The organism is Persicobacter diffluens, from assembly GCF_036244895.1.
Lineage (GTDB): Bacteria > Bacteroidota > Bacteroidia > Cytophagales > Cyclobacteriaceae > Persicobacter > Persicobacter diffluens.
In genome coordinates this window covers 138,506-160,269 of record NZ_BQKE01000001.1, presented here as the reverse complement: position 1 = coordinate 160,269, position 21,764 = coordinate 138,506, and the positions used below count along the sequence as shown (strand labels likewise).

Annotated in this window: 18 protein-coding genes; 12 read left to right on the top strand and 6 right to left on the bottom strand. The window is 40.6% G+C overall.

The features are described 5' to 3' along the window. Nucleotides 1-181: 181 nt before the first annotated feature. Nucleotides 182-1,018 carry a hypothetical protein gene (locus AAA970_RS00630; RefSeq protein WP_338235592.1) on the bottom strand — a complete coding sequence of 279 codons (837 nt, stop codon included), beginning with the start codon at nt 1,016-1,018 and terminating at the stop codon, nt 182-184. A gap of 405 nt (nt 1,019-1,423) precedes the next feature. Here AAA970_RS00630 and hemA point away from each other — a divergent pair, with 405 nt between their 5' ends. After that, nucleotides 1,424-2,701 carry a glutamyl-tRNA reductase gene (gene hemA / locus AAA970_RS00625; protein ID WP_053406279.1) on the top strand — a complete coding sequence of 426 codons (1,278 nt, stop codon included), beginning with the start codon at nt 1,424-1,426 and terminating at the stop codon, nt 2,699-2,701. Between the two features lie 23 nt (nt 2,702-2,724). On the opposite strand, the gene AAA970_RS00620 is transcribed toward hemA, so the two are convergent. The 3 genes from AAA970_RS00620 to AAA970_RS00610 all read right to left on the bottom strand — a co-directional run bounded on the left by AAA970_RS00620 (nt 2,725) and on the right by AAA970_RS00610 (nt 7,530). Then, nucleotides 2,725-4,236 (bottom strand): SpoVR family protein, encoded by a 1,512-nt coding sequence (locus AAA970_RS00620; RefSeq protein ID WP_053406280.1) that lies wholly within the window; start codon nt 4,234-4,236, stop codon nt 2,725-2,727. A 24-nt stretch (nt 4,237-4,260) separates the two neighbouring features. Then, complete coding sequence (locus tag AAA970_RS00615) at nt 4,261-5,532, bottom strand: YeaH/YhbH family protein (protein WP_338235591.1); 1,272 nt, start codon at nt 5,530-5,532, stop codon at nt 4,261-4,263. Between the two features lie 69 nt (nt 5,533-5,601). Then, nucleotides 5,602-7,530: a PrkA family serine protein kinase gene (locus tag AAA970_RS00610; RefSeq protein WP_053406282.1), complete on the bottom strand. Its 1,929-nt coding sequence runs from the start codon at nt 7,528-7,530 to the stop codon at nt 5,602-5,604. Nucleotides 7,531-7,947: 417 nt separating this feature from the next. On the opposite strand from AAA970_RS00610, the gene AAA970_RS00605 reads away from it, so the two are divergent. The 3 genes from AAA970_RS00605 (at nt 7,948) to AAA970_RS00595 (ending at nt 11,629) form a co-directional block, all read left to right on the top strand. Then, nucleotides 7,948-8,982, top strand: coding sequence for a potassium channel family protein (locus tag AAA970_RS00605; RefSeq protein WP_338235590.1), 1,035 nt, complete (start codon nt 7,948-7,950; stop codon nt 8,980-8,982). A gap of 126 nt (nt 8,983-9,108) precedes the next feature. Further along, entirely contained in the window at nt 9,109-10,083 is a 975-nt protein-coding gene (locus AAA970_RS00600; protein ID WP_338235589.1) for an NAD-dependent epimerase/dehydratase family protein, read from the top strand. 622 nt (nt 10,084-10,705) lie between these two features. Continuing rightward, a complete protein-coding gene (locus tag AAA970_RS00595) occupies nt 10,706-11,629 on the top strand; it encodes a helix-turn-helix domain-containing protein (protein WP_053406284.1) in 924 nt (307 codons plus the stop codon). Between the two features lie 101 nt (nt 11,630-11,730). On the opposite strand, the gene AAA970_RS00590 is transcribed toward AAA970_RS00595, so the two are convergent. Next, nucleotides 11,731-12,252, bottom strand: coding sequence for a YfiR family protein (locus AAA970_RS00590; protein ID WP_338235588.1), 522 nt, complete (start codon nt 12,250-12,252; stop codon nt 11,731-11,733). Between the two features lie 365 nt (nt 12,253-12,617). On the opposite strand from AAA970_RS00590, the gene prfA reads away from it, so the two are divergent. From prfA to AAA970_RS00555, 7 genes are all read left to right on the top strand, one after another. Next, a complete protein-coding gene (gene prfA, locus AAA970_RS00585) occupies nt 12,618-13,688 on the top strand; it encodes a peptide chain release factor 1 (RefSeq protein WP_338235587.1) in 1,071 nt (356 codons plus the stop codon). A gap of 195 nt (nt 13,689-13,883) precedes the next feature. Continuing rightward, the gene (locus AAA970_RS00580) at nt 13,884-15,095 is read left to right on the top strand and encodes a hypothetical protein (protein WP_338235586.1); all 1,212 of its coding nucleotides are present in this window, start codon (nt 13,884-13,886) and stop codon (nt 15,093-15,095) included. A gap of 91 nt (nt 15,096-15,186) precedes the next feature. After that, nucleotides 15,187-15,819 carry a PAQR family membrane homeostasis protein TrhA gene (gene trhA / locus AAA970_RS00575; RefSeq protein ID WP_053406288.1) on the top strand — a complete coding sequence of 211 codons (633 nt, stop codon included), beginning with the start codon at nt 15,187-15,189 and terminating at the stop codon, nt 15,817-15,819. A 37-nt stretch (nt 15,820-15,856) separates the two neighbouring features. Continuing rightward, a complete protein-coding gene (locus AAA970_RS00570; RefSeq protein WP_082305085.1) occupies nt 15,857-16,519 on the top strand; it encodes a sigma-70 family RNA polymerase sigma factor in 663 nt (220 codons plus the stop codon). 100 nt (nt 16,520-16,619) lie between these two features. Continuing rightward, nucleotides 16,620-17,354, top strand: a complete 735-nt coding sequence (locus tag AAA970_RS00565; protein WP_338235585.1) for an acyl-CoA desaturase — start codon at nt 16,620-16,622, stop codon at nt 17,352-17,354. A gap of 101 nt (nt 17,355-17,455) precedes the next feature. After that, nucleotides 17,456-18,493: an RluA family pseudouridine synthase gene (locus tag AAA970_RS00560; protein WP_053406291.1), complete on the top strand. Its 1,038-nt coding sequence runs from the start codon at nt 17,456-17,458 to the stop codon at nt 18,491-18,493. Nucleotides 18,494-18,598: 105 nt separating this feature from the next. Beyond that, complete coding sequence (locus AAA970_RS00555) at nt 18,599-19,345, top strand: SDR family NAD(P)-dependent oxidoreductase (RefSeq protein ID WP_338237698.1); 747 nt, start codon at nt 18,599-18,601, stop codon at nt 19,343-19,345. A 532-nt stretch (nt 19,346-19,877) separates the two neighbouring features. Here the strand turns inward: AAA970_RS00555 and AAA970_RS00550 are convergent. Further along, nucleotides 19,878-20,507 carry a hypothetical protein gene (locus AAA970_RS00550; protein ID WP_338235584.1) on the bottom strand — a complete coding sequence of 210 codons (630 nt, stop codon included), beginning with the start codon at nt 20,505-20,507 and terminating at the stop codon, nt 19,878-19,880. Between the two features lie 312 nt (nt 20,508-20,819). Here AAA970_RS00550 and yfcE point away from each other — a divergent pair, with 312 nt between their 5' ends. Further along, the gene (yfcE, locus tag AAA970_RS00545) at nt 20,820-21,368 is read left to right on the top strand and encodes a phosphodiesterase (RefSeq protein WP_053406973.1); all 549 of its coding nucleotides are present in this window, start codon (nt 20,820-20,822) and stop codon (nt 21,366-21,368) included. The last annotated feature ends 396 nt before the right edge of the window (nt 21,369-21,764 follow it).

Here is a 21,764-nt window from a genome sequence, read left to right as displayed (position 1 = left end):
CGGAGGAAATCGTTTTCCATTTTGATTTTTTCCACCAAGGAATCGGATGAATGTGGGAAAGCAAGCACCCAAAATTCGGGCAATTAAAAATCAGCAAAACCAATAAAGATACACTGATAACAAAACGTCTATAAGGCACCCTTTTATTTGACTTCCTAAGCCTGGCGATGAGTAAGTCCGATTAATTTTCCCTTCTTACCGGCTCATCTGGCGCCGGAAGCAGCTCAGGCGCTTCCATTTTAGGTAGTTCTGGTGTATAGCGCTCTGGCACCTCAAATAAGGTTCGCCGGTTCATCAGGAAAACCTTCCCCTTTTCATTAGTTATCAACAATTCCTCCTCATTCAGGTATAAAATCGCCTCCGACTGACCCGAATTCACAAATCGCTTACAATAAAAAGGAACCATTCGAAGATTATCTTCCTGGTCGAAGTCCGCATAATACAAGAGTACTTTTCCATAACTTAAAAGTGCCACCTGCCCTTTTTCCGGACTGATATCTGCAGCCGTAATCTGCTCTCGCATTTTAAAAGCAAAAACTTCCCTCGCCACATATTCTCCGGCCTGATCCGGTAATTGATATACCTTCACTTGCTTCCCTCCCCGGATTTTTGCGAAGAGATAGAGCTTTCCTCTTGCCCAAAGCATTGCCTCACAATCAAAACGCTTATTTTTATTCTTCTTAGGAGGAAACTCAAGCTGATCTTCATATGAAAAGGAAATAGTCTCCACTTCGCCCGAAAAAATGTGATAGCGATAAATTTTTAAATCCTTTCGATTGTTGTTATTATTCCCAAAATCACCCATGAAAATATGACCATCTTCATCCTGAGCAAGATCTTCCCAGTCCACATTTTTCACCTCTTCAGGAAAATTCACCTGCCCCATTAAATCCACTTCATCATTTTTGAAGGCAAATAAAACCGGCTTACCTCCACTATCGTCATGCGTAAAAAAAAGATCATTATGCGCGGCTAAACCCGAAGATTCCTTCACTTCCTCCGGTAATCTCCCTATCATATTCACCTCGTATAATTTATTGGGGCAACTGTCACACTTTTCAGTTGGAAATGGACACGAAATTACGATACTCTTCAGGGCCATCCATAAGGAAAGCAGATTACTCAACACCATTTAATTATTGATTACCAGTTGATAAAATGAAAATTTAAATACAAAAAATTTATATAATTAAAAATGAAACCAATAATAGGACGAATCAACCATATTTCAGACAAAAAAATGCTTGTTTATTTACCAGATAAATAAAACTTAAGGACTTTCCTTAAAAAATGGTTCAAAATTTGAACCCATTGAATTCACTTTTGATCTTATTTATACTCATTATAAATGTTTTACAAAAGTGATAATAATCAGTGATTTTCGTGAGTAAACCAGTACTTTTGCAAGACAGAGGAGGTTTCTATGGTGAACAATTTCAAATTTACAGGGATATCCCATAAACAAGCGGATATTAAGCTAAGGGAGCTTGTGGCATTGGATGAAAATGCCAGCAAAAAGCTATTATTTGAGCTTAAAGAGAAATTAGGACTTCAGGAGGCACTAATTTTATCTACCTGTAACCGAACGGAAGTTTATTATAATGACCGAAGAGATCTTAGCTTCGATATTGCCCGCTTAATCGGGGTCATAAAAGGTCTGGAAAATCCTTGTAGGATAGCCGCAAAATTTGAAGGAATTTCCGAAAATTCTGCCGCCGTTCAATATTTATTCCATATTGCAATGGGTCTTGAATCCAAGGTAGTAGGGGATATTCAAATTTCCAATCAGGTGAAAAAAGCCTACCAATGGTCTTGTGATGAAGGCATGGCGGGTCCGCTTTTACACCGTTTGATGCACACCGTATTTTTCTGCAACAAGCGCGTTTCTCAGGAAACCTGTTTCCGTGATGGAGCAGCATCCGTTTCCTATGCCGCAACAGAGATTGCAGAAAACCTAACCTCCCAAATCCTTGACCCCAAGATATTAGTATTAGGGCTTGGTGAAATTGGAGAAGATGTGGTAAGAAATTTGGTAGATCGGGAATTTCGTGAGATTTATATTGCTAACCGTACTTCTTCCAAAGCAACAAAGTTAGCAAGTGAATTAAATTTAAATACCCTTCCTTTCGAAGAAGCACAAGCCTTTATCAGAGAAGAAGCAGATGTCATCATCAGCTCTGTCGCCATGGATCAGCCCTTTATTACGGCTGATTTTGTGAAAGACATCAATATTAAAGGATATAAGCATTTTATAGATCTTTCAGTACCACGAAGCATCGAGTTGGATGTGGAGTTTGTACCGGGAGCAACCTTACACAATATTGATAATATCACGGCCACTACTAATAAAGCCCTTGAAAAAAGACTGAAAGCGGTCCCTCAGGTAGAAAGCATCATTCAGGAATGCCAGTCAGAATTCATGAATTGGAGCAAAGAAATGGTCGTTTCTCCTACCATTAAAAAGATGAAAAACTCTTTGGAGCAGATTCGTCAACAAGAAATGGCTCGTTTCCTGAAAAATGCCACAGAGCAGGAAGCCAAGATGATGGACAAGGTAACCAAAGGCATGATCCAAAAAATCATGAAGCTACCGGTACTCCAATTAAAGGCCGCTTGTAAGCGAGATGAGGCGGATCAATTAGTAGACGTTTTAAATGATTTATTCGATCTGGAAAAATCACAAGAATATGTAAAAAAATAAGCTGTCCTCCGACAGCTTTTTTTTTAATAAGACTTTTTCAATAACTGATTCACGCCCAACTTATTTTTCCGGTAAAGATGAACCGGAAAGCCCCATAAATAACGGACATAATCCAATGTTTCCTCCGCCTCCTTATCATTGAGCTGATAATTATTGATAGGGTTATAAATCAACTTCAGCACATTGCTTTCGTGAATATCTCCCTTCTCCACCTGTATATCCGGAACATAATTAGATCTGGAATATTGACTGCTCAAATATTCCCGAAGCTTCTTATATCCACGCTCATTATGAATGGCGGAGATTTCGTAATGCTTCTCCTTTTCATCATCCCGGATGGCAAACAACTTCATATCTCGCATTACTTTGGGTGACAAATACTGTAAGAGAAAGGAATCATCCCTGAAGTTTTCCATGGCAAAATGAAATTGCTCCAGCCAGTCCTTCCCTGCCATAGACGGAAACCACTCCCGATCCTCGGCAGTAGGGTGCTCACAAATTCGTTTTAAATCCATGAAAATATTAAAGCCCAGCGTATAAGGGTTCAGACCATTGAAATACTTACTGGAATAGGGTGGTTGAAAAACTACGCTACTGTGGTGATGGAGGAATTCCAACATAAATCCTTCCTCCAGAAAACCCTCTTCATGTAATTTATTCACCAAATGGTAATGGGTAAAAGTCGCAAAGCCCTCATTCATTACCTTGGTTTGTGATTGCGGATAAAAATACTGACTAACCTTCCTTACAATCCGGATCAGCTCTCTTTTCCAAACCGGTAAACGCGGGGCATTTTTTTCAATATAGTACAAGATATTCTCCTCCATCTCAACACCCTTGCCATTTTCTTCCAGCTTAGAGGAGGTATCAGAAGGAATGGTTTTCCATAACTCATTATACGTTTCCCGCTTAAACTCCACCAGCTTCCTCAGCCTTTCGTTTTCCTCTTTCACCGAGCGCTCCTCCGGTTTCTTATACTTATCCACCCCAAGGTTCATCAAAGCATGGCAAGCATCTAAAGTAGCCTCCACCTCCTCATATCCGAATTCTTCCTCACACTTTAGCACATAATCACGAGCAAAAACCATATAGTCCAGGATCGCATCGGCCATAGTCCAGTCCCGAAACATATAATTCCCTTTGAAAAAAGCATTATGCCCCTGACAGGCATGCGCTATTACCAAAAGCATTAAACAGGTAGAATTATTCTCCATATTGTAGGAGATACAGGGGTTGGAGTTAATCACCATCTCATAAGACAAACCCATCTGCCCTTTGCGATAACTGTTCTGATTCATCACAAAGTCTTTTCCAAATTTCCAATGCGGGTAGGAGGTAGGCAAGCCTACCAACGAATAGGCATCCAACATTTGTTCTGAAGTCACCACCTCTATCTGATTGGGATATACATCCAGCTTCAGGTATTCTTTCCCATAGTAATGGGTAATTTCATCTGCCAACTGTATGGAATCGAAATCCCAGTGTGGATTGGAAAAAACCTTACGACTCAATGCCGCCTTTGACTTTATACTCATGGATTTAGGTCAGTTAGTGGGTAATTAGACTTTCTCTGCTGTTCTTTTCCGGAACAATCCTTTAAATACCGGCCAGATTTCAGACACCTGATAAATTTTACGGATGGAAAATCCCTGTTCATCATTTATTGCCTTATAGTTCTGCCATAAGTAACTGGAATATTCACTATTGTTAATTTCCAGATAGGCCATATACTGAATTTTCGGCAGCAAGGTCTCCTTAATCATATTCCGGCATTCCACCGCATCCCGCTCCGACCAGGCATCCCCATCAGAGGCCTGGCAACAGTAAATATTCCATTCGGAAGAAGAGTAGCGTTCGTCAATAATCTCATTCATCAACTTCAGTGAAGGCGCCACAATCGTACCCCCGGATTCACGAGAATTAAAGAATTCCTCCTCATCTACCTCTTTAGCCACTGTATGGTGGCGAATAAAAACAATTTCAATTTTCTTATACTGCTTGGTCAGAAAAAGATATAAGAGCGTAAAGAACCGTTTGGCAATATCCTTTTCATGCTCCCCCATGGAGGCCGAAACGTCCATAATACAAAACATAACGGCAGAAGTTATCGGCTGCGGATAGGGTTCATGATTTTTATACCGCAAATCAATGTGATCAAAGAAAGGTATATTTTTCAGCTGCAGCTCCAACTGCTTGATTTCCTCTAATAATATTTGTCGTTTCTCCTCATTCTTCTCTTTTTCCAGAGCCTCTTCTTTCTCTTTTTTCTTCTTATTAAGCACACCCCGAATGGCAATCTGCCGCGCCATAGATTGCTGATAACTCGTTTTTATGGCCAATTTAGACGGAGAACCGTCTTTGGAATAGCCGGCACGCTTTAATTTGGTCGCCTCGGTTTGCTCCATATACTTCTTTAACAAATTGGGCAATTCCAGATCTTCAAAGAAATAATGTAAAAACTCATCCCGACTAATTATCACCGTAAAACCATCCTCGGTCACTGTAGGGTCATTGGAACCCTTACCCTGACCACTTCCCTGACCTTCGCCTCCGGGTGGCTTAGGAATTTTATCCCCTTCATTAAAGCGATCATTGCCCGGCCGAACGGTGGTTTTATCCCCTGTACGCCCGTCGTGTCGGAAGGAAGGTTCACTAATTTTTTTTATAGGCACCCGCACAGATCCACCCCCGGTGGCATCCGTAATTTTCTCCTGGCTGATCAAATCAGGCAATGCCTTTTTGATTTGATCCTCAACTCTTCTCAGAAACCGATGACGATTACTGGTTGATTTGCCTTTTGAATTTTTTCGCCTGTCAATAATTTTACCCATGGAGCAGTCATTTTTCCATCAAAAAAACCCAGGATTATAGCCTGGGTTTTTAAATTCCTTTTCAAGTGCTTAGGCCATTGTTTTCCTAACCCGCATAAACCAGTCTACCAGAATTCGGATCTGTTTGTAGGTATAGCCACGATCTTCCATTCTACGAATGAAATCCTTATGCTTCGCCTCATCATCTTTATTAGACTTGGCATTGAAGGTGATCACCGGTAAAAGATCCTCCGTATTGGCGAAAATCTTTTTCTCGATAACCGTCTTAATTTTTTCATAAGCATCCCATCTCGGACTTTCACCACCATTGCTGGCCTTGAACCGAAGGGTAAAATTGGTAACCTCTGCGCGGAAATCTTTTGGATTGGCAATTCCGGCAGGTTTTTCAATTTTTTCCAGCTCTTCATTGAGCATTGATCTGGATAACATCTCTCCCGAATCAGGGTCGCGGTAATCATTATTCTGCATCCAGTGATCGGCATAGACCACATATTTCTCAAATATATTCTGACCGTAGGTAGAGTAAGACTCGATATAAGCCTTCTGAATTTCATCTGCGATAAACTCGGCATATTTAGAGGCTAACACAGACTTAATAATATTCAGATAGCGCTCCTCACGCTCTTTATCCATCTGCATTTTAATGACCTCCTGCTCCAGTACATAGAGCAAATGTACCGGATTGGCCGCAATCTCATCCGTATCGTAATTGAATACTTTGGAAAGCACTTTAAAGGCGAATCGGGTAGAGATACCCGTCATCCCTTCATTGATCCCGGCTTCATCCTGATACTCCTGCAGACTCTTCGCATTTGGATCAGTATCTTTTAAAGATTCACCATTATACACTCTCATTTTTGAGAATAGGGAAGAATTTTCAGAAGGAGATAAACGCGACATCACGGCAAACTGTGCCAAAATCTGCAAAGTTTGCGGAGCACAGGGCGCCTTACTCAGAGAACTCTCCCGAATCAGTTTATCATAAATCTTGATCTCTTCTTTAACACGCAATACATAAGGCACTTGCACTTTATAAATACGATCAAGGAAGGCCTCATTTTTCTTATCTGAAGTAAACTTCGCCCACTCACTTTCATTGGAGTGCGCCAGAATAATCCCGTCAAAAGGAATAGCCCCAATGGGTTCCGTTCCTTTATAATTATTTTCCTGAGTTGCGGTCAGCAGGGGATTCAAAACCTTGATCGGTGCTTTAAACATTTCCACAAATTCCATTACCCCCTGATTCGCCAAACACAAACCTCCGGTAAAGCTGTAGGCATCCGGATCGGATTGCTGGTGTTCCGCTAACTTTCGAATATCTACTTTTCCTACAAGAGTGGAAATATCCTGATTATTTTCATCCCCGGGTTCGGTTTTGGCCACTGCCACCTGATCCTGAACAGAAGGATACATCTTCACCACGCGGAACTGATTAACATCGCCACCAAATTCTTTCAGTCTTTTAGAAGCCCAGGGACTCATACAGGCGGGCACATAGCGACTAGGAATGTTGTAGGCCTCCTGCATATCCTCTCGGTAGGCAGAAAATAAGCCTAAGGGACTCTCATAAACGGGTGAAATGACATTTCCAGCTTTTAGTACATAAATGGGCTGATCCTGAATCAATGCCTTAATTTTTTCTGCCAGAGAACTTTTACCTCCTCCCACAGGTCCCATTAAATACAAGATCTGCTTTTTTTCCTCCAGCCCTTGTGCGGAATGCCTGAAGTAAGAAACGATCTGCTCAATGGTGGTTTCCATTCCATAGAAATCCTTGAAGGCAGGATAAACCTTTATTTTCTTGTTAGAGAAAATACGACTCATTTGTGGGTCGTCACCTGTATTGATCACAACCGGATCTCCTATAGCTTTGAGCATCCGCTCAGCAGGTTTTAAATAAACCTGATCATCATTCTTACACAATTCCAAATACTCAGAGACCGTCAATTCTTCCTGGGCATGATGGTATGTGTTTTTGATTTTATCTATTAAGCTCATAATTCCCCCTTTTTCGAAATCTTCTTTAGGTGCTATTTATTATTCGGTATTATTTAATCTCCTGACTAGAAATAATGCTAAAGCAACTTGTAACTATTCTCTTATTTTTGTGAATATTCCGTTAGCTCTTAGTTTTATTACGGACTGGTGAAGCTTTCCGTTGTAACATCATAGCTTTCAAATCCCTTAATCCACCAAAGGATCACTTGTAAATAATAAAAAAGACCAAATTTTTGTTTTTATTACTTCTGCTTATTTTTTGTACTTAAAGAATAAAATTACAGTCCCTAAATTTTATAGATGAACGTAATTTTTAAATGAATAATGCATCTTTATGGAGATTGACTCCTATGTTTAATACATTTGACCTGATAAAACAGGAAGAGCAATCCATATTCAAAACATCTAATACTGAAATTGAAAATATCTATCATTGATCGAGACTATAAAAAAGCATTGAGAAGGCCTTTCTTTGCCCTTTCACTGCTGTTTTTAAGCTTTTTTACGGGTACCACATTTTATGCTTTAGTAGAAGGCTACAGTCTGATTGATGCCGCTTATATGGCGGTAATCACGATCAGCACGGTGGGCTATGGGGAAATTCTTCCGCTTTCACAGGATGGCAGATTGTTCACCACCCTGTACATCATCAGTAATCTGATTATCATTGCATTTGGAGTCTCCACCCTGACCAGCTACCTTTTTGGGGGAGAAATGAACCATTTATTAAACCGTTATAAAATGAGCAGAGAGGTAAGAAAATTAAAAAATCATGTCATTGTTTGCGGATTAGGACGAAATGGAATAAAAGCTTGCGAGGAACTTTCCAAAGCCGGGACCCCTTTTGTGGTAGTAGAGTCCAGTGAAGAAGTATTGGAAAGATTTCCCTTCAATATCGGACATCAAATGATTCTCGGCGACGCCACTGCTGACCACATATTAATAAAAGCAGGAATCCTTTATGCCAAGGCATTGATCACCACCTTACCCTCTGATGCGGAAAATGTTTTTATCTCCCTGACCAGTAGAGAGCTCAACCCAAAGCTAGAGGTAATTGCTCGTGCAAGTGAAGAGTCTTCAGAAAAAAAGCTTATTAGGGCTGGTGCAAACCGAATTGTTAAACCCGACACTCTTGGAGGATACCATATGGCGCAGCTGATCACTAAACCATTGGTGGTAGAATTTATTGATACGATCAGTGGAGTCACGGAGGAGGATATGCAAATGGAGGAAATCAGTTACGACCAATTGTCACAAAAATATCAATCACATACGATTGAGGAATTAGACATCCGGAAAATCACCGGCGTCTCTGTTTTGGGGACAAAAAAGGATAAAGAGAAATTTCAATTTAATCCCTCCATTCATACCAAAATTGAGGAATCTACCACCATGATTATTATTGGAAAGACCAAAGAAATTGAAAAATTCAAAAAAGTTTACTGCAAATAAATTCTGAAAAGCACTTCTTTTGAGAATAGTAGATCTAGATTAAATTCAAATTATTGAAAAATTTGCACAAGGCGCCCTCCAACTTAATTAATTGATTATTACAATTTTACACCCAAACCCCTTTAAATGAAAGTACTAATCACCGGAGTGAATGGATTGCTGGGTAGCAATATCGCGGAAACCTTCCTGAAAAATGATTGGGAGGTAATTGGTATTCTAAGACAAGGGGCCAATATTTCCGCTATCCAAGATCTACCCGTAAGATTAGCCTATGGTGAAATTCTTCAATGGGAATTCCTAAAACCCCTGGTAGAAGAGGCTGACCTCATCATTCATGCGGCAGCCACCACGGATATGAGTGGTCAACAGTTAAGTGACTATGCTTTTAATTATGATTCGACCGAACAGATCATTAAGGCATGCTTACTTTTCCCCGAAAAAAAACTAATCTTCATCTCCACGGCAAATGCTTTCGGCTATGGTGATAAAAAACAGCCCGGAAATGAGTCTTTAGCTCCTGATCCGCTATTTTTGAATTCTTTCTATGCCCAAAGTAAGCTCAAGGCTCAGCATATGGTCCTGGATGCCTGCCAAAAACAACAACTTAATGCCATTGTGCTGAACCCAAGCTTCATCATTGGCCCCCGGGACGCTAAACCCTCTTCCGGGCAAATCATACAAAAAGCAAAATCTGTTCTCGCTTTTGCCCCAAAAGGAGGGAAGAATTTTGTTCCTGCCAGGGATGTTGCGCAGGCTGCCTTACTCGCTGGGCTATCAGAAATCTCCGGGGAGTGTTATTTGGTCGTTGGCGATAATTTGTCTTATAAGGAATTTTTTCAGCAGTGTCACTCCGTGTTTCATTACCCTAAGGTAATCATTCCACTTCCTAATCGCCTGCTGATATGGGCCGGAAAGACTTTGGAATATTTAGCTCAGACCTTTCAATTCTCCAGCCTGCTTAATACCAATAATGCCAGAATCCTGACGATTCAAAATTACTATTCCTCCAAAAAAATTGTCCAGCAACTAAATTGGAATGCTTCCTCCCTCCCCAAAGCCATCAAAGATTGTTATGAATGGATGGAAAAAAATCCTTCTTAGTCCTTCTTGTATTTTTCCCGCTTAAAAACAGCCATCTCAATTACTCCAGCAGAATATGATTTATTAGGGAAAGTCAATTTAAGATTCACTATATCATTATTCCCAAATTCAGTGAAAGATAATGTCCCCTTGACAAACAAATTAGACCCTTAACATATCATCCATTTAAGAATCAGCATAAATTACCCTATTTATGGATAGCGGCATGTCATTTCCCTCCTCCACCTGCTTACAAAGCTGGCTTTCACTACCAAAGCGAGAAACAAAAATTATAGCTAAAATACAATGAAAGGTCGTAAATTTGCCTTTCTACAATAATCCACCTTATTTTTTTAATAACTGAAACACTTTTTCGTCAATTGTAGTAAAATATGACGAAAAGGCTTAATAAAAACGTTCTAAAAGAAGAAAAACATAAACTTTTCAATTTTTGAACTGTTCTTAGATTAAGTTTGCTGAAAAATAATTAACGTAAGAATAAAATTTAAAAAATATAATTATTAAATTTGAACAAAACCAATACAGATTACGACTAACGACTTATTTTCAGTCACTTATAAAAGTAATCATTGGTTTAATTTGATAATTTAGAGATTATTGAAACAGTGTAAGTTGATAAATCATGGAAGATTATAACAAAATTATCGAATCCCTCGGAGTTCGGTACGCGAAAGCAAAGAATATAAAAATATTACAACCCCTTACCATTACCAACTACTACGACGTAGAAAACACCATTTTATTACTAAATAAAGGTGAAGTTCGTTTTGGTGAAAATGATGAGGCTGTAAACGAAGGAGATATTTTATTCATTCCTGGAGGCCATTCCACCACGATTACTTATGGTTCTGGCAAACCGGATGTATTGAACAATGATGAATTCATCACCAGAAGAGATGATTTCTTTAAAACCTTCCATCACTCCGAATTAGAAGATACCATTGCCGAGAACTTTTCCTATGTTTCCTTTGAAGCAAAAGTTTTCGACTCTGTAAACTTCTTCAACTCTCTGGATATTCCTCCATTTGTGATCGGCAAAAATGATCGCTTAGCTGCCATCATGCGAACCATCCTGAAAGAAAGTGTTTCAGAGTTGGCCGGCAACCAGCGTGTGGTTAAGATCAATACAGAATATCTGGTGGTGGAAATTGTTCGTCATATTATTCGCAACAGATTGTTTGTGGAGCAATTGGCGACGAACTCTACTTACTTCAAGGATCCTCGATTGATCGACATCTTTAACTACATCAAGGAAAACCTTGAGGGAGACCTGTCCAATAAGGTATTGGCAAGTGTAGCCAATGTATCCGAAGATTATGTAGGGCAGTATTTCAAAATGTTGACCGGTATTAACCCTCAGGATTATATCGAGTATCAGCGCATGGAAAAAGCGGTGGGACTATTGAGAACTACCAAAAAATCTATTCGAGACATTGGAAAAGAAGTAGGCTATAAAGACACCGCTTATTTCTGTCGCCGATTCAAGATGATGTTCGGTATCCCTGCCGGTAAAATGAGACGCAGAGAGTCCTTGATGAATATCTAAGGATAGCAAAAGAAATAATAAGATCCCCTGAGCCATCAGGGGATTTTTTTTGGGCAAAAAAAATCCCCGACTGATGTCGGGGACTAATTTTAAATATCTTTTTAGGAATAAACCTCCACCGCAAATCGTTTCAAGGCATCCTTCACCTTTAACTGTGATTTTTCAATGGATGTTAAATTCATCTCAAATTTCAATTTCCCATCTACCATAATAAAATTGATGCCACTGCCCTCCTTGGCGAGCCCATCCTGCTCGGTCACCACTAAAACCGGTGCCTCATTCAGTGCCTGCTCCACTTCAGGTAACTGCTCGCTTAAGTTCTGTGCCAAAAATAAGATATGACAATCTTTGGCCTGTTCCGGCTTATCAAGTTGAACAATTTTTATTTCACGACCATCTACCGTCTTTTCATCTGCCATTTTTTGCAAATGAATCAATAAGCCGGTCTGCCCTAAAACTCCGATGACAAAGTCACCCTCACTTACAGCGGCAGGCCACTCTACATATTTGGTAAAAGTATATATATACAATTTTTGAAAGGCGAAAGATTGATTGCCCTGTGCCATTGTCACTGAAGCACTCAATAGCATTGCCCACAAAAAGAAAAGGATCTTATTTTTCATTGACGCAAAAATAATTCAATTTTCAATATACAAGCTACAGAAAAGATCGGAAAATGATCCGGCAAATAATTTTATTTTCATGAGTATTAATTGAAGAATCTTCCCTAAGAGTGAAATTTAACTAAGCCTAGTTATAATATTTTCGCTTTCCTGTTGAAGATTTAACGCAAAAAAAAGCGAAAAGGCTCGTTTTTATAATGAGTATCGAAAACCAATTATAGAAATCACCTGATAGCTTTCCCGAAAAAGAGGCGATTTATCTCCATCATGCCACAACATGGGCGGAATGTGATAAGGATACTATAAGTTGAGAAGGAATTAATTCACGGTTTTATTAAATTGCGACCTAATAAGCGAAAAAAATTATGACAGATAAACTCGAGGCAATAAAAGCTCGCTACGAGGAAGTTGGGCAACTTTTAGTTCAGCCTGACATTGCTTCTGATATGAAACAATTCACCAAGCTCACCAAAGAATTCAAAGATTTGGAAAAGGTGGTGAATAAATACGAAGAATACCAGAACGTTCAAAAAGGAATAGAGGATGCCAAAAGCATTTTAGCCACTGAAAAAGACGAAGATTATCGTGAAATGGCTAAAATGGAATTGGATGAACTGGAACCTCAGATTAGTCCATTGGAAGAGGAGTTAAAAGAACTGCTGATCCCTAAAGATCCTAATGATTCCAAAGATGGTATTTTGGAAATTCGCGCAGGAACCGGTGGAGATGAAGCCTCTATTTTTGCTGGAGATTTATTCCGTATGTACCAGAGATTCGCGGAGAAACAGGGCTGGAAATTCTCGGTAATGAGTGCCACAGAAGGTACGGTAGGTGGTTTTAAAGAAATTATTGCCTCCGTTTCCGGTGAGGATGTTTACGGTAAACTGAAATTTGAATCCGGTGTTCACCGTGTTCAGCGAGTTCCGGCCACTGAAACCCAGGGAAGAGTACATACTTCTGCTGCTACGGTGGCGATGATGCCTGAGGCCGAAGATGTGGACTTTGAGCTGAATTTGAAGGATATCAAAAAAGATACCTTCCGAGCTTCCGGCGCAGGAGGGCAGCACGTCAACAAAACAGAATCAGCTGTTCGTTTAACACACCTTCCCACCAACACAGTGGTAGAGTGTCAGGATGGCCGTTCTCAGCACGCCAACTACGATAAAGCGCTTACCGTTTTGCGTTCCCGTCTGTATGAAGCAGAACTGAAAAAACACAATGATGCCATTTCCGAGCATCGTAAATCGCTGGTTGGTTCCGGTGACCGCTCGGACAAAATCCGTACTTACAACTACCCGCAAAGTAGAGTGACGGATCACCGTATCGGATATTCCTCTCATAACCTTCCAGCCATTATGGATGGTGATATTGGCGATATCATTGAGCAATTACGTATTGCTGAAAATGCAGATAAAATGAAAGCAGGAGAGGAGTAATCCCTGCATTTTTCCCCAAGCAAGCTTATGCGAAATCTTTTTTTATTATTTTTCTTGGTCATTTTTGCGTGGGCTTGCTTGCCCCGGGAAGAACCCATATCTACAAACCCAGCCCTCAAGCTGAATTTTTCCACAGACAGCTTAAAGTTTGACACCCTTCTTAGCGGACAGGTTAGCGCCGCAAAAAGATTATGGGTGTACAATCGGCACAATGAGTCTGTCAACATCAGTCAAATCCGACTTGCCGGAGGGACAAGCTCCCCTTACAAGGTCATCATTAATGGAAAAGAAGAACCTGCCATTAACGAAGAGCTGTTAATGGCACAGGACAGCCTGCTAATAATAGTGGAATACTTTGCTCAGGAAACGGACTTTGACCAGCCCTTCGAACAAAAGGACAGTCTGATTTTCCTAACCAATGGCAATGAGCAGGAGGTGAAACTACAAGCCTTTAGTCAGGATGTTTATGTGTTGGGAAAATTAACCCTCCAATCTGACTCTGTTTTCTCCAACAGCCGTCCGTATTTGCTGACCGACACCCTGACTATTGACGCAAATGCGACCGCCTTCTTAAGGGAGGGAACACAAATCCTGGCACAGGAAAAATCTGCCATCCTGGTGTTCGGTGGATTAATAAGCACCGGAAGTGTAGAAAAACCAGTCATTATCCGGAATGAAAAAATGAATATTGAGGCTCCTAATCAATGGGAAGGCGTATATCTTGAACAACCCGGGAGAGAAGTGCGCTTTGAATATACGCAGATCAAAAATGCTCACATCGGCCTTTGCATGCAACATTCTAATCGCCCGCTGATCCTGCGAAATGTAGAGCTCATCAACCATTACAGCCATGGCCTGCTGCTAAATGATGCGGATGTAATAGCGGAAAACAGCATCATCGCAAAAGTGGGAGGACCACTTATTGGGGTGGTAATGGGCGCCAACATTCAAGCCAATCACCTGACCCTTTCTACTGCCGGAACAGGACTTATCCGCAGAAAACCGGCCCTGAATTTGCGCATAGAACCTGAATCAGAAGAATTACCGGTGGATCCTAATGCGCAACGCCCATTGGAAGTGCATATCATCAACTCTATCATTTGGGGAGCCAGCAGCCAAACGGATGAAATCCATATTGATGAGCAGGCACAAACTGTACATCTGGAATACAATCTACTTCGCACTGATCAGGATTTTGGAGATACCAATAATTACAACCGGTATACCGCTCAGGAATTATTTCAGGACATTAGTACCGATAACTATAAACTATTGGAAGATAGCCCACAGATAGATTTTGGGATCCCTTCCAATGTCACCAAAGATATTTTAGACCGGGACCGGGACGAACTTCCGGATATTGGCGCATTCGAATTTATTCCGGAGGCGGACCTCCCCACCGAATAATTGGACACTAGATAAAGGGAAAATAATTTAAAAGCACCCAAAAACTCACACAACTTATTATTTTTCAATCGGTTAATATCAATAACCGAATATGAAAAAATCTAACAAACAAACTATTGGAGAAGAACAGGCCAATTACCTCACCCATGGGGTAGGGCTCTTATTAAGCAGTTATGGCTTCGGAATGCTATTACATAAAGCCTGGCACGTTGCTGACCCCTGGTATTTGGCCGGATTCACCATTTATGGTATTTGCCTGATCGCCGTTTATATTTCCTCCACCCTATATCATTGGGTTTCCCGTCCAAGCCTAAAAAGGAAGCTGCAAATCATCGACCATTGCGCCATCTTTTTAATGATCGCCGGAACTTACACCCCCATACTATTAATTACCCTAAAACGGCACGGAGGGCCCTATTTTTTAGTTTTCTTATGGATAGTGGCCCTGCTGGGCATAATATTAAAATTTAAATATACCGGAAAGTACCAAAAGCTCAGCACAGCCTCCTATCTTGCCATGGGCTGGATGGCCATTATCTTCCTTAAACCACTCTATTTACTCATTCCAAGTCAGGGATTATGGCTTTTGATGGCCGGAGGAGGCCTTTACAGCCTGGGTACCATTTTTTTCCATTGGGAAAAATTACCTTATGCCCATTCCGTTTGGCACCTTTTTGTAGTAGCAGGAAGTTTATGTCATTTTTTAGTGATTTTAGAGCTATAGGCCACAGAGTTTCCTTTAAAATGGAAAAAAATCTTTCATGACCTCTCGCTCATTCCATTTGATTCGATTAAAATTAAAGTATCTTTGTCGCAAGATGGAACTGACACAAAGCATTATTACATACCGCCCGTTACTATTTAAAGTAGCCATGGAAATCCTTGATGACCTGAAAGATGCCGAGGATGTGGTTCAGGAAACCCTGATCAAATGGACGAATATGGATCGCTCGAAGGTAGCCAACCCAAAGGCCTATCTTGTGCGAGCGGTAACCAATGCCTGCCTGAATTTCAAAAAACAGTGGCGCCACAAAATGGAAATGCCCTGGAGCGTAAACATGTCAGAGTTTCTTCCCAGCACAAAGGAGATGGAGGATTTCAAAGCAGATATTGACCATCAACTCCACAGCGCTTACCAAACCATGGTGAAAAAACTCAGTCCTTTAGAGCGGGGCCCTTATATGCTTCGGGAATTTTTTGATTTGGAATACCCGGAGATCTCGGAAATCTTTGAAAAGAAAATGGATCACTGTCGTCAACTGGTTTCCAGAGCCAAACAACGACTGGAAGATCAAAAAGAGCGATTTCAAATTGAGGCTCAGCAAGCCAAAAAAGGCTATGAGCATTTTCTGAAAGCCAGCAGGGAAGGTAATTTGGAAGACTTTATCAATTTTCTGAAAGAGGATACCCAAAAGGAGAAATAAACGTTTTTAATTTTCATTTAATTTTATCAGCTATTTTTGTCACAGATAGTTATGGTGGATTGTCTTGTATGATACAACACAATCAAACTAGCCATAACCCATGATTATCATTCTGTTTTTTATATTCAGCTGGTACTTTTCCCTATTTTTCCAGACCTTCTTTCTGCACCGCTATGCAGCACATAAGACTTTTTCCATGTCTCGAACGACGGAAAAAGTTTTCTTCATTCTTACCTGGATCGGTCAGGGGTCCAGTTATCTTTCTCCCTATGCTTATGGCGTCTTGCACCGAATGCACCACGCTTATGCAGACACCGAGCATGATCCACATTCGCCCATTTACGATAAGAATTTATTTTACATGATGTTCCGCACTAAGAAGATCTTCACTGATATTCTTTACAGCAGAACCCCTGTGGAAGCACGGTTTACCCGCGGAGTGCCGGAATGGAAAAAATTCGATCTGTTTGCCTCCAGCTGGCCTTCGCGCCTAATGTGGGGCATAATCTATCTCATAATATATCTTTTGTTCGCAGATAATATCTGGCTTTGGTTACTTTTCCCTATTCAGTGCCTAATGGCACCGGTACATGGCGTCATCATTAACTGGTTTGCACACAAATATGGCTACCGTAACTTTGAGGTGTCCGACACTTCCAAAAATTTACTGCCGGTAGACTTCCTGATGATGGGCGAGTCTTACCACAATAACCATCATTCGCAGGGACATAAACCTAACTTCGGCGTTAAATGGTGGGAAATCGACCCCACCTTTATCATCATCAAAATGTTGGACCGACTAAAAATTATTAAACTCAGAAAATCAGCGATTTAACTACACCATACATAAGGGAGCAGCATTAGGTGCTCCCTATTTTTTGGTCTCTTTGGACTTTCCAGTTAAGGCCACTACCTTTGCGGTTGAAATTCAAGAATATGAGTGAAGAAACAACAGGCTTTTTCGACGAGGAAAACGAAGAATTATATGAACATCACCGCATAGTGGCGGATCCCAAGCAAACTTTAGTGCGCTTGGACAAATTTCTGATGGATAAACTGCCCAGTACGAGCAGAAGTAAACTTCAGAAAGCGATAAAAGATGGCTTTGTAAAGGTTAATGAGCAGACGATAAAGCCGAACTATAAAGTTCACCCAAATGATATTGTGGTTGTGGCGCTTCCGGAGCCTCCGAATGAGTCGGAAGTAATTCCAGAGGATATCCCACTGAATATTGTTTATGAAGATGAACATTTATTGGTGGTAAATAAAGAAGCCGGAATGGTGGTTCACCCTGCACATCAAAACTGGAACGGCACTTTGGTCAACGCATTAGCTTACCATTTTCAGAATCTTCCTGAAATGGAGGGCAATACCGGTCGCCCCGGTTTAGTGCACCGTATTGATAAAGATACCAGCGGCTTGTTGGTGATTGCCAAAACAGAAAAGGCCATGAGTGGCCTGGCCAAACAATTCTTTGACCACTCCATAGAAAGAACCTACCTAGCTTTAGTCTGGGGAGAACCTAAGGAAAGTGAAGGAACCATTAATGTGCATCTGGGCAGATCTTTCAAGGACCGTCGCGTAGTAGATGCCTTTCCGGAGGGAGATATTGGCCGCCATGCCATTACGCATTATAAAGTTATTCAGCCCCTGCGGTATGTTTCGCTGATTCAATGTAATTTGGAGACCGGAAGAACCCACCAGATCCGGGCACATATGAAGTATCTGGGACACCCACTTTTTAGTGATACTATGTATGGTGGCGATAAAATCCTAAAAGGAACTTCTTTTTCCAAGTATAAGCAATTTGTGGATAACTGCTTCAAAGTAATGCCACGCCAGGCGCTTCATGCGAAATCTTTGGGATTTGAACACCCCGTGACCAAAGAATGGATGCAATTTGAATGTGACCTGCCGGAGGATTTTGCCAGCGTTATTGAAAAATGGGAGCAATACGTTCAGTACAACGACTAGTCGAAAAAATTTAAAAGCGGAGCAAATCCGCTTTTTTTATATCCCAATACCCAACATTTTACCTAAATTTCCGGGCAAAGAATTCTTAATTGAAAAGTACCCAACATCATGAAAAAAATAGCCTTTATCACTGGTGCTACCTCCGGCATTGGAAAAGCAACCGCTGAAGCCCTTGCCCCACATTTTAAATTGATTTTATGTGGACGAAGAGCTGATCGTTTAGCAGCAATATCCGAAGCGATGCCTACCGAAACCAGGACGCTATGTTTTGATGTACGTAACCAAAGTGAAGTATTTGATGCCATTAATAGCCTGAGCCCGGAGTGGAGAAAAATTGACCTTTTAATAAATAATGCCGGAAATGCTCATGGCCTGGATCTCATTCACGAAGGGAGTCTGGAAGATTTCGATGCCATGATAGACATAAATGTTAAAGGACTGATCTACGTTTCCAAGGCCATCGTTCCGGAAATGGTGGAAAGAGATTGCGGGCATATTATCAATATCAGTTCCATTGCAGGCAAAGAAGTATACCCCAAAGGAGGTGTTTATTGCGCCTCCAAACATGCCGTAACCGCCCTTAGCGATGGCATGCGCATGGAACTCAACCCTTATAATATTAAAGTGGGGAATGTGTGCCCGGGAGCAGTAGACACTGAATTTTCAGCGGTAAGATTTAAAGGAGACCTTGAAAAAGCAGCCAAAGTCTATGAGGGCTATGAACCATTGGTCGCTCAGGATATCGCTGAAGTTATTGCTTTTATGGCGCTTCGGCCGGATCACGTGAACATTTCAGATATTACCATTTTACCCAAAGCCCAGGGAAGCGCTACCATTTTCAATCGGAAATAAGCAGCGGATGCAATAGACTAGGGTTGATTTGGATGAAACCAAAATCTGCGATAAAAATCCTTATAAGGCATGTCATAATAGCGGTCTTTGAGCGACTCAATTATCGACAGTTCATTAACCCGGATTATTCATGCTTTACTCCTCTTTTAGCTGCAAGTCGGGAAAAATGAAGGAATTTTTCTGTTTGGAGTTTTTTCCAAGGAAGCAGATGAATGAGGAGAAAGCAAGCTTGCCCAAATAGGAGCTATTAAACATTCGGCAAAACCAATCATAAAATATTGCTATCAAGCGACCTATGATAAGTCACTAAATGGAGCCGTGATTAATTCGGCTTAGCTTTTTATCCCAAATAAAAAAAGGCCGCCCTGCATCGGACGGCCACAATTATAGGATCATTAGGATTTTTACTACCAGGCTCACCAAAACTTTGGACTGAAAAGTCATTTATGGTGCGCCCTCATACCGGCAGCTTTTGGGTTTTTGTTTGATTATTGATGATCGATTAGCGATCTGGTTAAGGTTAAGGTAATGCTTATGCTACAAAGTAAATCGCGCAAATCAACAGCGCACTGATGGCCGACCAGCCCGCAAGACAAGTATTAAAGCCATCACTTCCCTGAATTAATTCATGCTTTATCTGCTTTGTGTTTTGGTCACCTACATTCCCGGAAACTTTAAGAAAATTATACTGACGTTTTTTTCCCGGCACTTCAGGTCCTGCCTCAAATCCAAAATAATTGATTTCAGAATGAGTCAAACTCTCCAGTAAAGAAGAATAATTATCTAAATTTCGACGATTCACTTCAATGGTTTTACCATTTTCCAAATAGAAAATCACCGTATGTAATTCAAAATATTTTGTTGGAGTAGTGGAATAACTATACCCACGAATATCACTATATGCTAACAATTCCTTGCGACCAATCACAAATGGCCTGGAAAATTCTATCCCTTCTTCTCTGAAAGCCAAACGAAGAGGCTGTCTCAGAAAGTAATACATCATAGGGAGAAAAAGTAAAATTAATGCTGATCCGAAAGACTGATCAACGCCATTCGAAAGATGAGTGATACCATATCCCACAATGGCAATAATAATCAATACCTGAAATGCAGACATTAATTGAAAAAGAGACCAACGGTGAAATAACTTTGACTCGAACATTATTATAAAAATTGGTGGTAAATTGGTTATTGCAGCCGCAAACATATAAGGACTCATGAGAATAAGCAAATAATTTCAGAGTCACCCTCATTTTCTCAACTGACAAAAATCATCTTTTGAGGATTGTTTATTGAATAATTCACATTAAATGAGGAGAAACACTAAAAGATTATTCCCTTTTTCCGGAAATTGCTAGCGAAAAAAAAATTCCATTTTTTTGTAAAAAAATAATTGGATTTCAAACAGTTAGGCCGCCAAGCCATTATATCCACCTCTAAAGAAAAGAATTCACTTATTTCAAACGCATCAAATATGAAAATCATCTTCATTTCCGACATTCATGGTTCTGCCACCTTTTTAGAAAAAGCACTTGCAGTAGTGGAATCTGAAAAACCGGATCAAATAATATTAGTGGGAGACGCCATGTACCACGGCCCCAGGAATCCCTTACCTGAAGGCTATGCACCCGCAAAAGTAGCCAGCCTGCTGAATAATTATAAAGACCGGATCATTGCCGTAAGAGGCAATTGCGACAGTGAAGTGGACCAGATGTTATTAGAATTTCCGATGATGGGAGATTATGCGGTATACCAGGCCGAAGGCATTTACTTCTACATCACCCATGGGCATTTAGCCAGTCCGGAACAGGCTCCGGCCCTTAAAGCAGGAAGCATTTTCGTCTCAGGGCACACCCACATTCCGGTTGCCACTAAAGAAAAAGGCCTATATTTCTTCAATCCGGGTTCTATTGCTTTACCAAAAGGAGGTTTTGCCCCTAGCTATGGCATTTTTGATCAAAACCAACTTATCGTGAAAGATTTTGAAGGAAATGTGATAAAATCAGTAGAAATCGAAAAATAAGTCCTTTATAATACAAGTCCTTGTGTGAATTTCTTTAGCGGTCGAAAAAATAAAACTAAAACGCCTACTCTCCCAGGAGTCAATATTTTAAAAAAAATAAAGCTAATTGATCCGCATGACTCTCCATTGGTCAGAAAAAAACCTCGTTCCATTCCTTATGCTAAACTGGAAAGGAAGAATTTTCGGGGCACAAAACTACCTTAAACCGCCTATTTCATTGTAATTGGATGTAAAACATACAAATATTCAATTGTTGAATTATTGCACCAAAATAACTTGATATTATTATATTTTTTGACTTACTTGGATGCAGTCAATATAGGTTAATTTCCTTCAAAACGGAGGACAAATGGGATTATGGATAGGGCTGTCAGTCGACAGCCCTTTTTCTTTATT

Excerpts from the sequence above, each read along its gene's own strand:
- AAA970_RS00630 (WP_338235592.1), bottom strand. The coding sequence starts at position 1,018 with ATGATAGGGAGATTACCGGAGGAAGTGAAGGAATCTTCGGGTTTAGCC.
- hemA (WP_053406279.1), top strand. The coding sequence starts at position 1,424 with ATGGTGAACAATTTCAAATTTACAGGGATATCCCATAAACAAGCGGAT.
- AAA970_RS00620 (WP_053406280.1), bottom strand. The coding sequence starts at position 4,236 with ATGAGTATAAAGTCAAAGGCGGCATTGAGTCGTAAGGTTTTTTCCAAT.
- AAA970_RS00615 (WP_338235591.1), bottom strand. The coding sequence starts at position 5,532 with ATGGGTAAAATTATTGACAGGCGAAAAAATTCAAAAGGCAAATCAACC.
- AAA970_RS00610 (WP_053406282.1), bottom strand. The coding sequence starts at position 7,530 with ATGAGCTTAATAGATAAAATCAAAAACACATACCATCATGCCCAGGAA.
- AAA970_RS00600 (WP_338235589.1), top strand. The coding sequence starts at position 9,109 with ATGAAAGTACTAATCACCGGAGTGAATGGATTGCTGGGTAGCAATATC.
- AAA970_RS00595 (WP_053406284.1), top strand. The coding sequence starts at position 10,706 with ATGGAAGATTATAACAAAATTATCGAATCCCTCGGAGTTCGGTACGCG.
- AAA970_RS00590 (WP_338235588.1), bottom strand. The coding sequence starts at position 12,252 with ATGAAAAATAAGATCCTTTTCTTTTTGTGGGCAATGCTATTGAGTGCT.
- prfA (WP_338235587.1), top strand. The coding sequence starts at position 12,618 with ATGACAGATAAACTCGAGGCAATAAAAGCTCGCTACGAGGAAGTTGGG.
- trhA (WP_053406288.1), top strand. The coding sequence starts at position 15,187 with ATGAAAAAATCTAACAAACAAACTATTGGAGAAGAACAGGCCAATTAC.
- AAA970_RS00570 (WP_082305085.1), top strand. The coding sequence starts at position 15,857 with ATGACCTCTCGCTCATTCCATTTGATTCGATTAAAATTAAAGTATCTT.
- AAA970_RS00565 (WP_338235585.1), top strand. The coding sequence starts at position 16,620 with ATGATTATCATTCTGTTTTTTATATTCAGCTGGTACTTTTCCCTATTT.
- AAA970_RS00560 (WP_053406291.1), top strand. The coding sequence starts at position 17,456 with ATGAGTGAAGAAACAACAGGCTTTTTCGACGAGGAAAACGAAGAATTA.
- AAA970_RS00550 (WP_338235584.1), bottom strand. The coding sequence starts at position 20,507 with ATGTTCGAGTCAAAGTTATTTCACCGTTGGTCTCTTTTTCAATTAATG.
- yfcE (WP_053406973.1), top strand. The coding sequence starts at position 20,820 with ATGAAAATCATCTTCATTTCCGACATTCATGGTTCTGCCACCTTTTTA.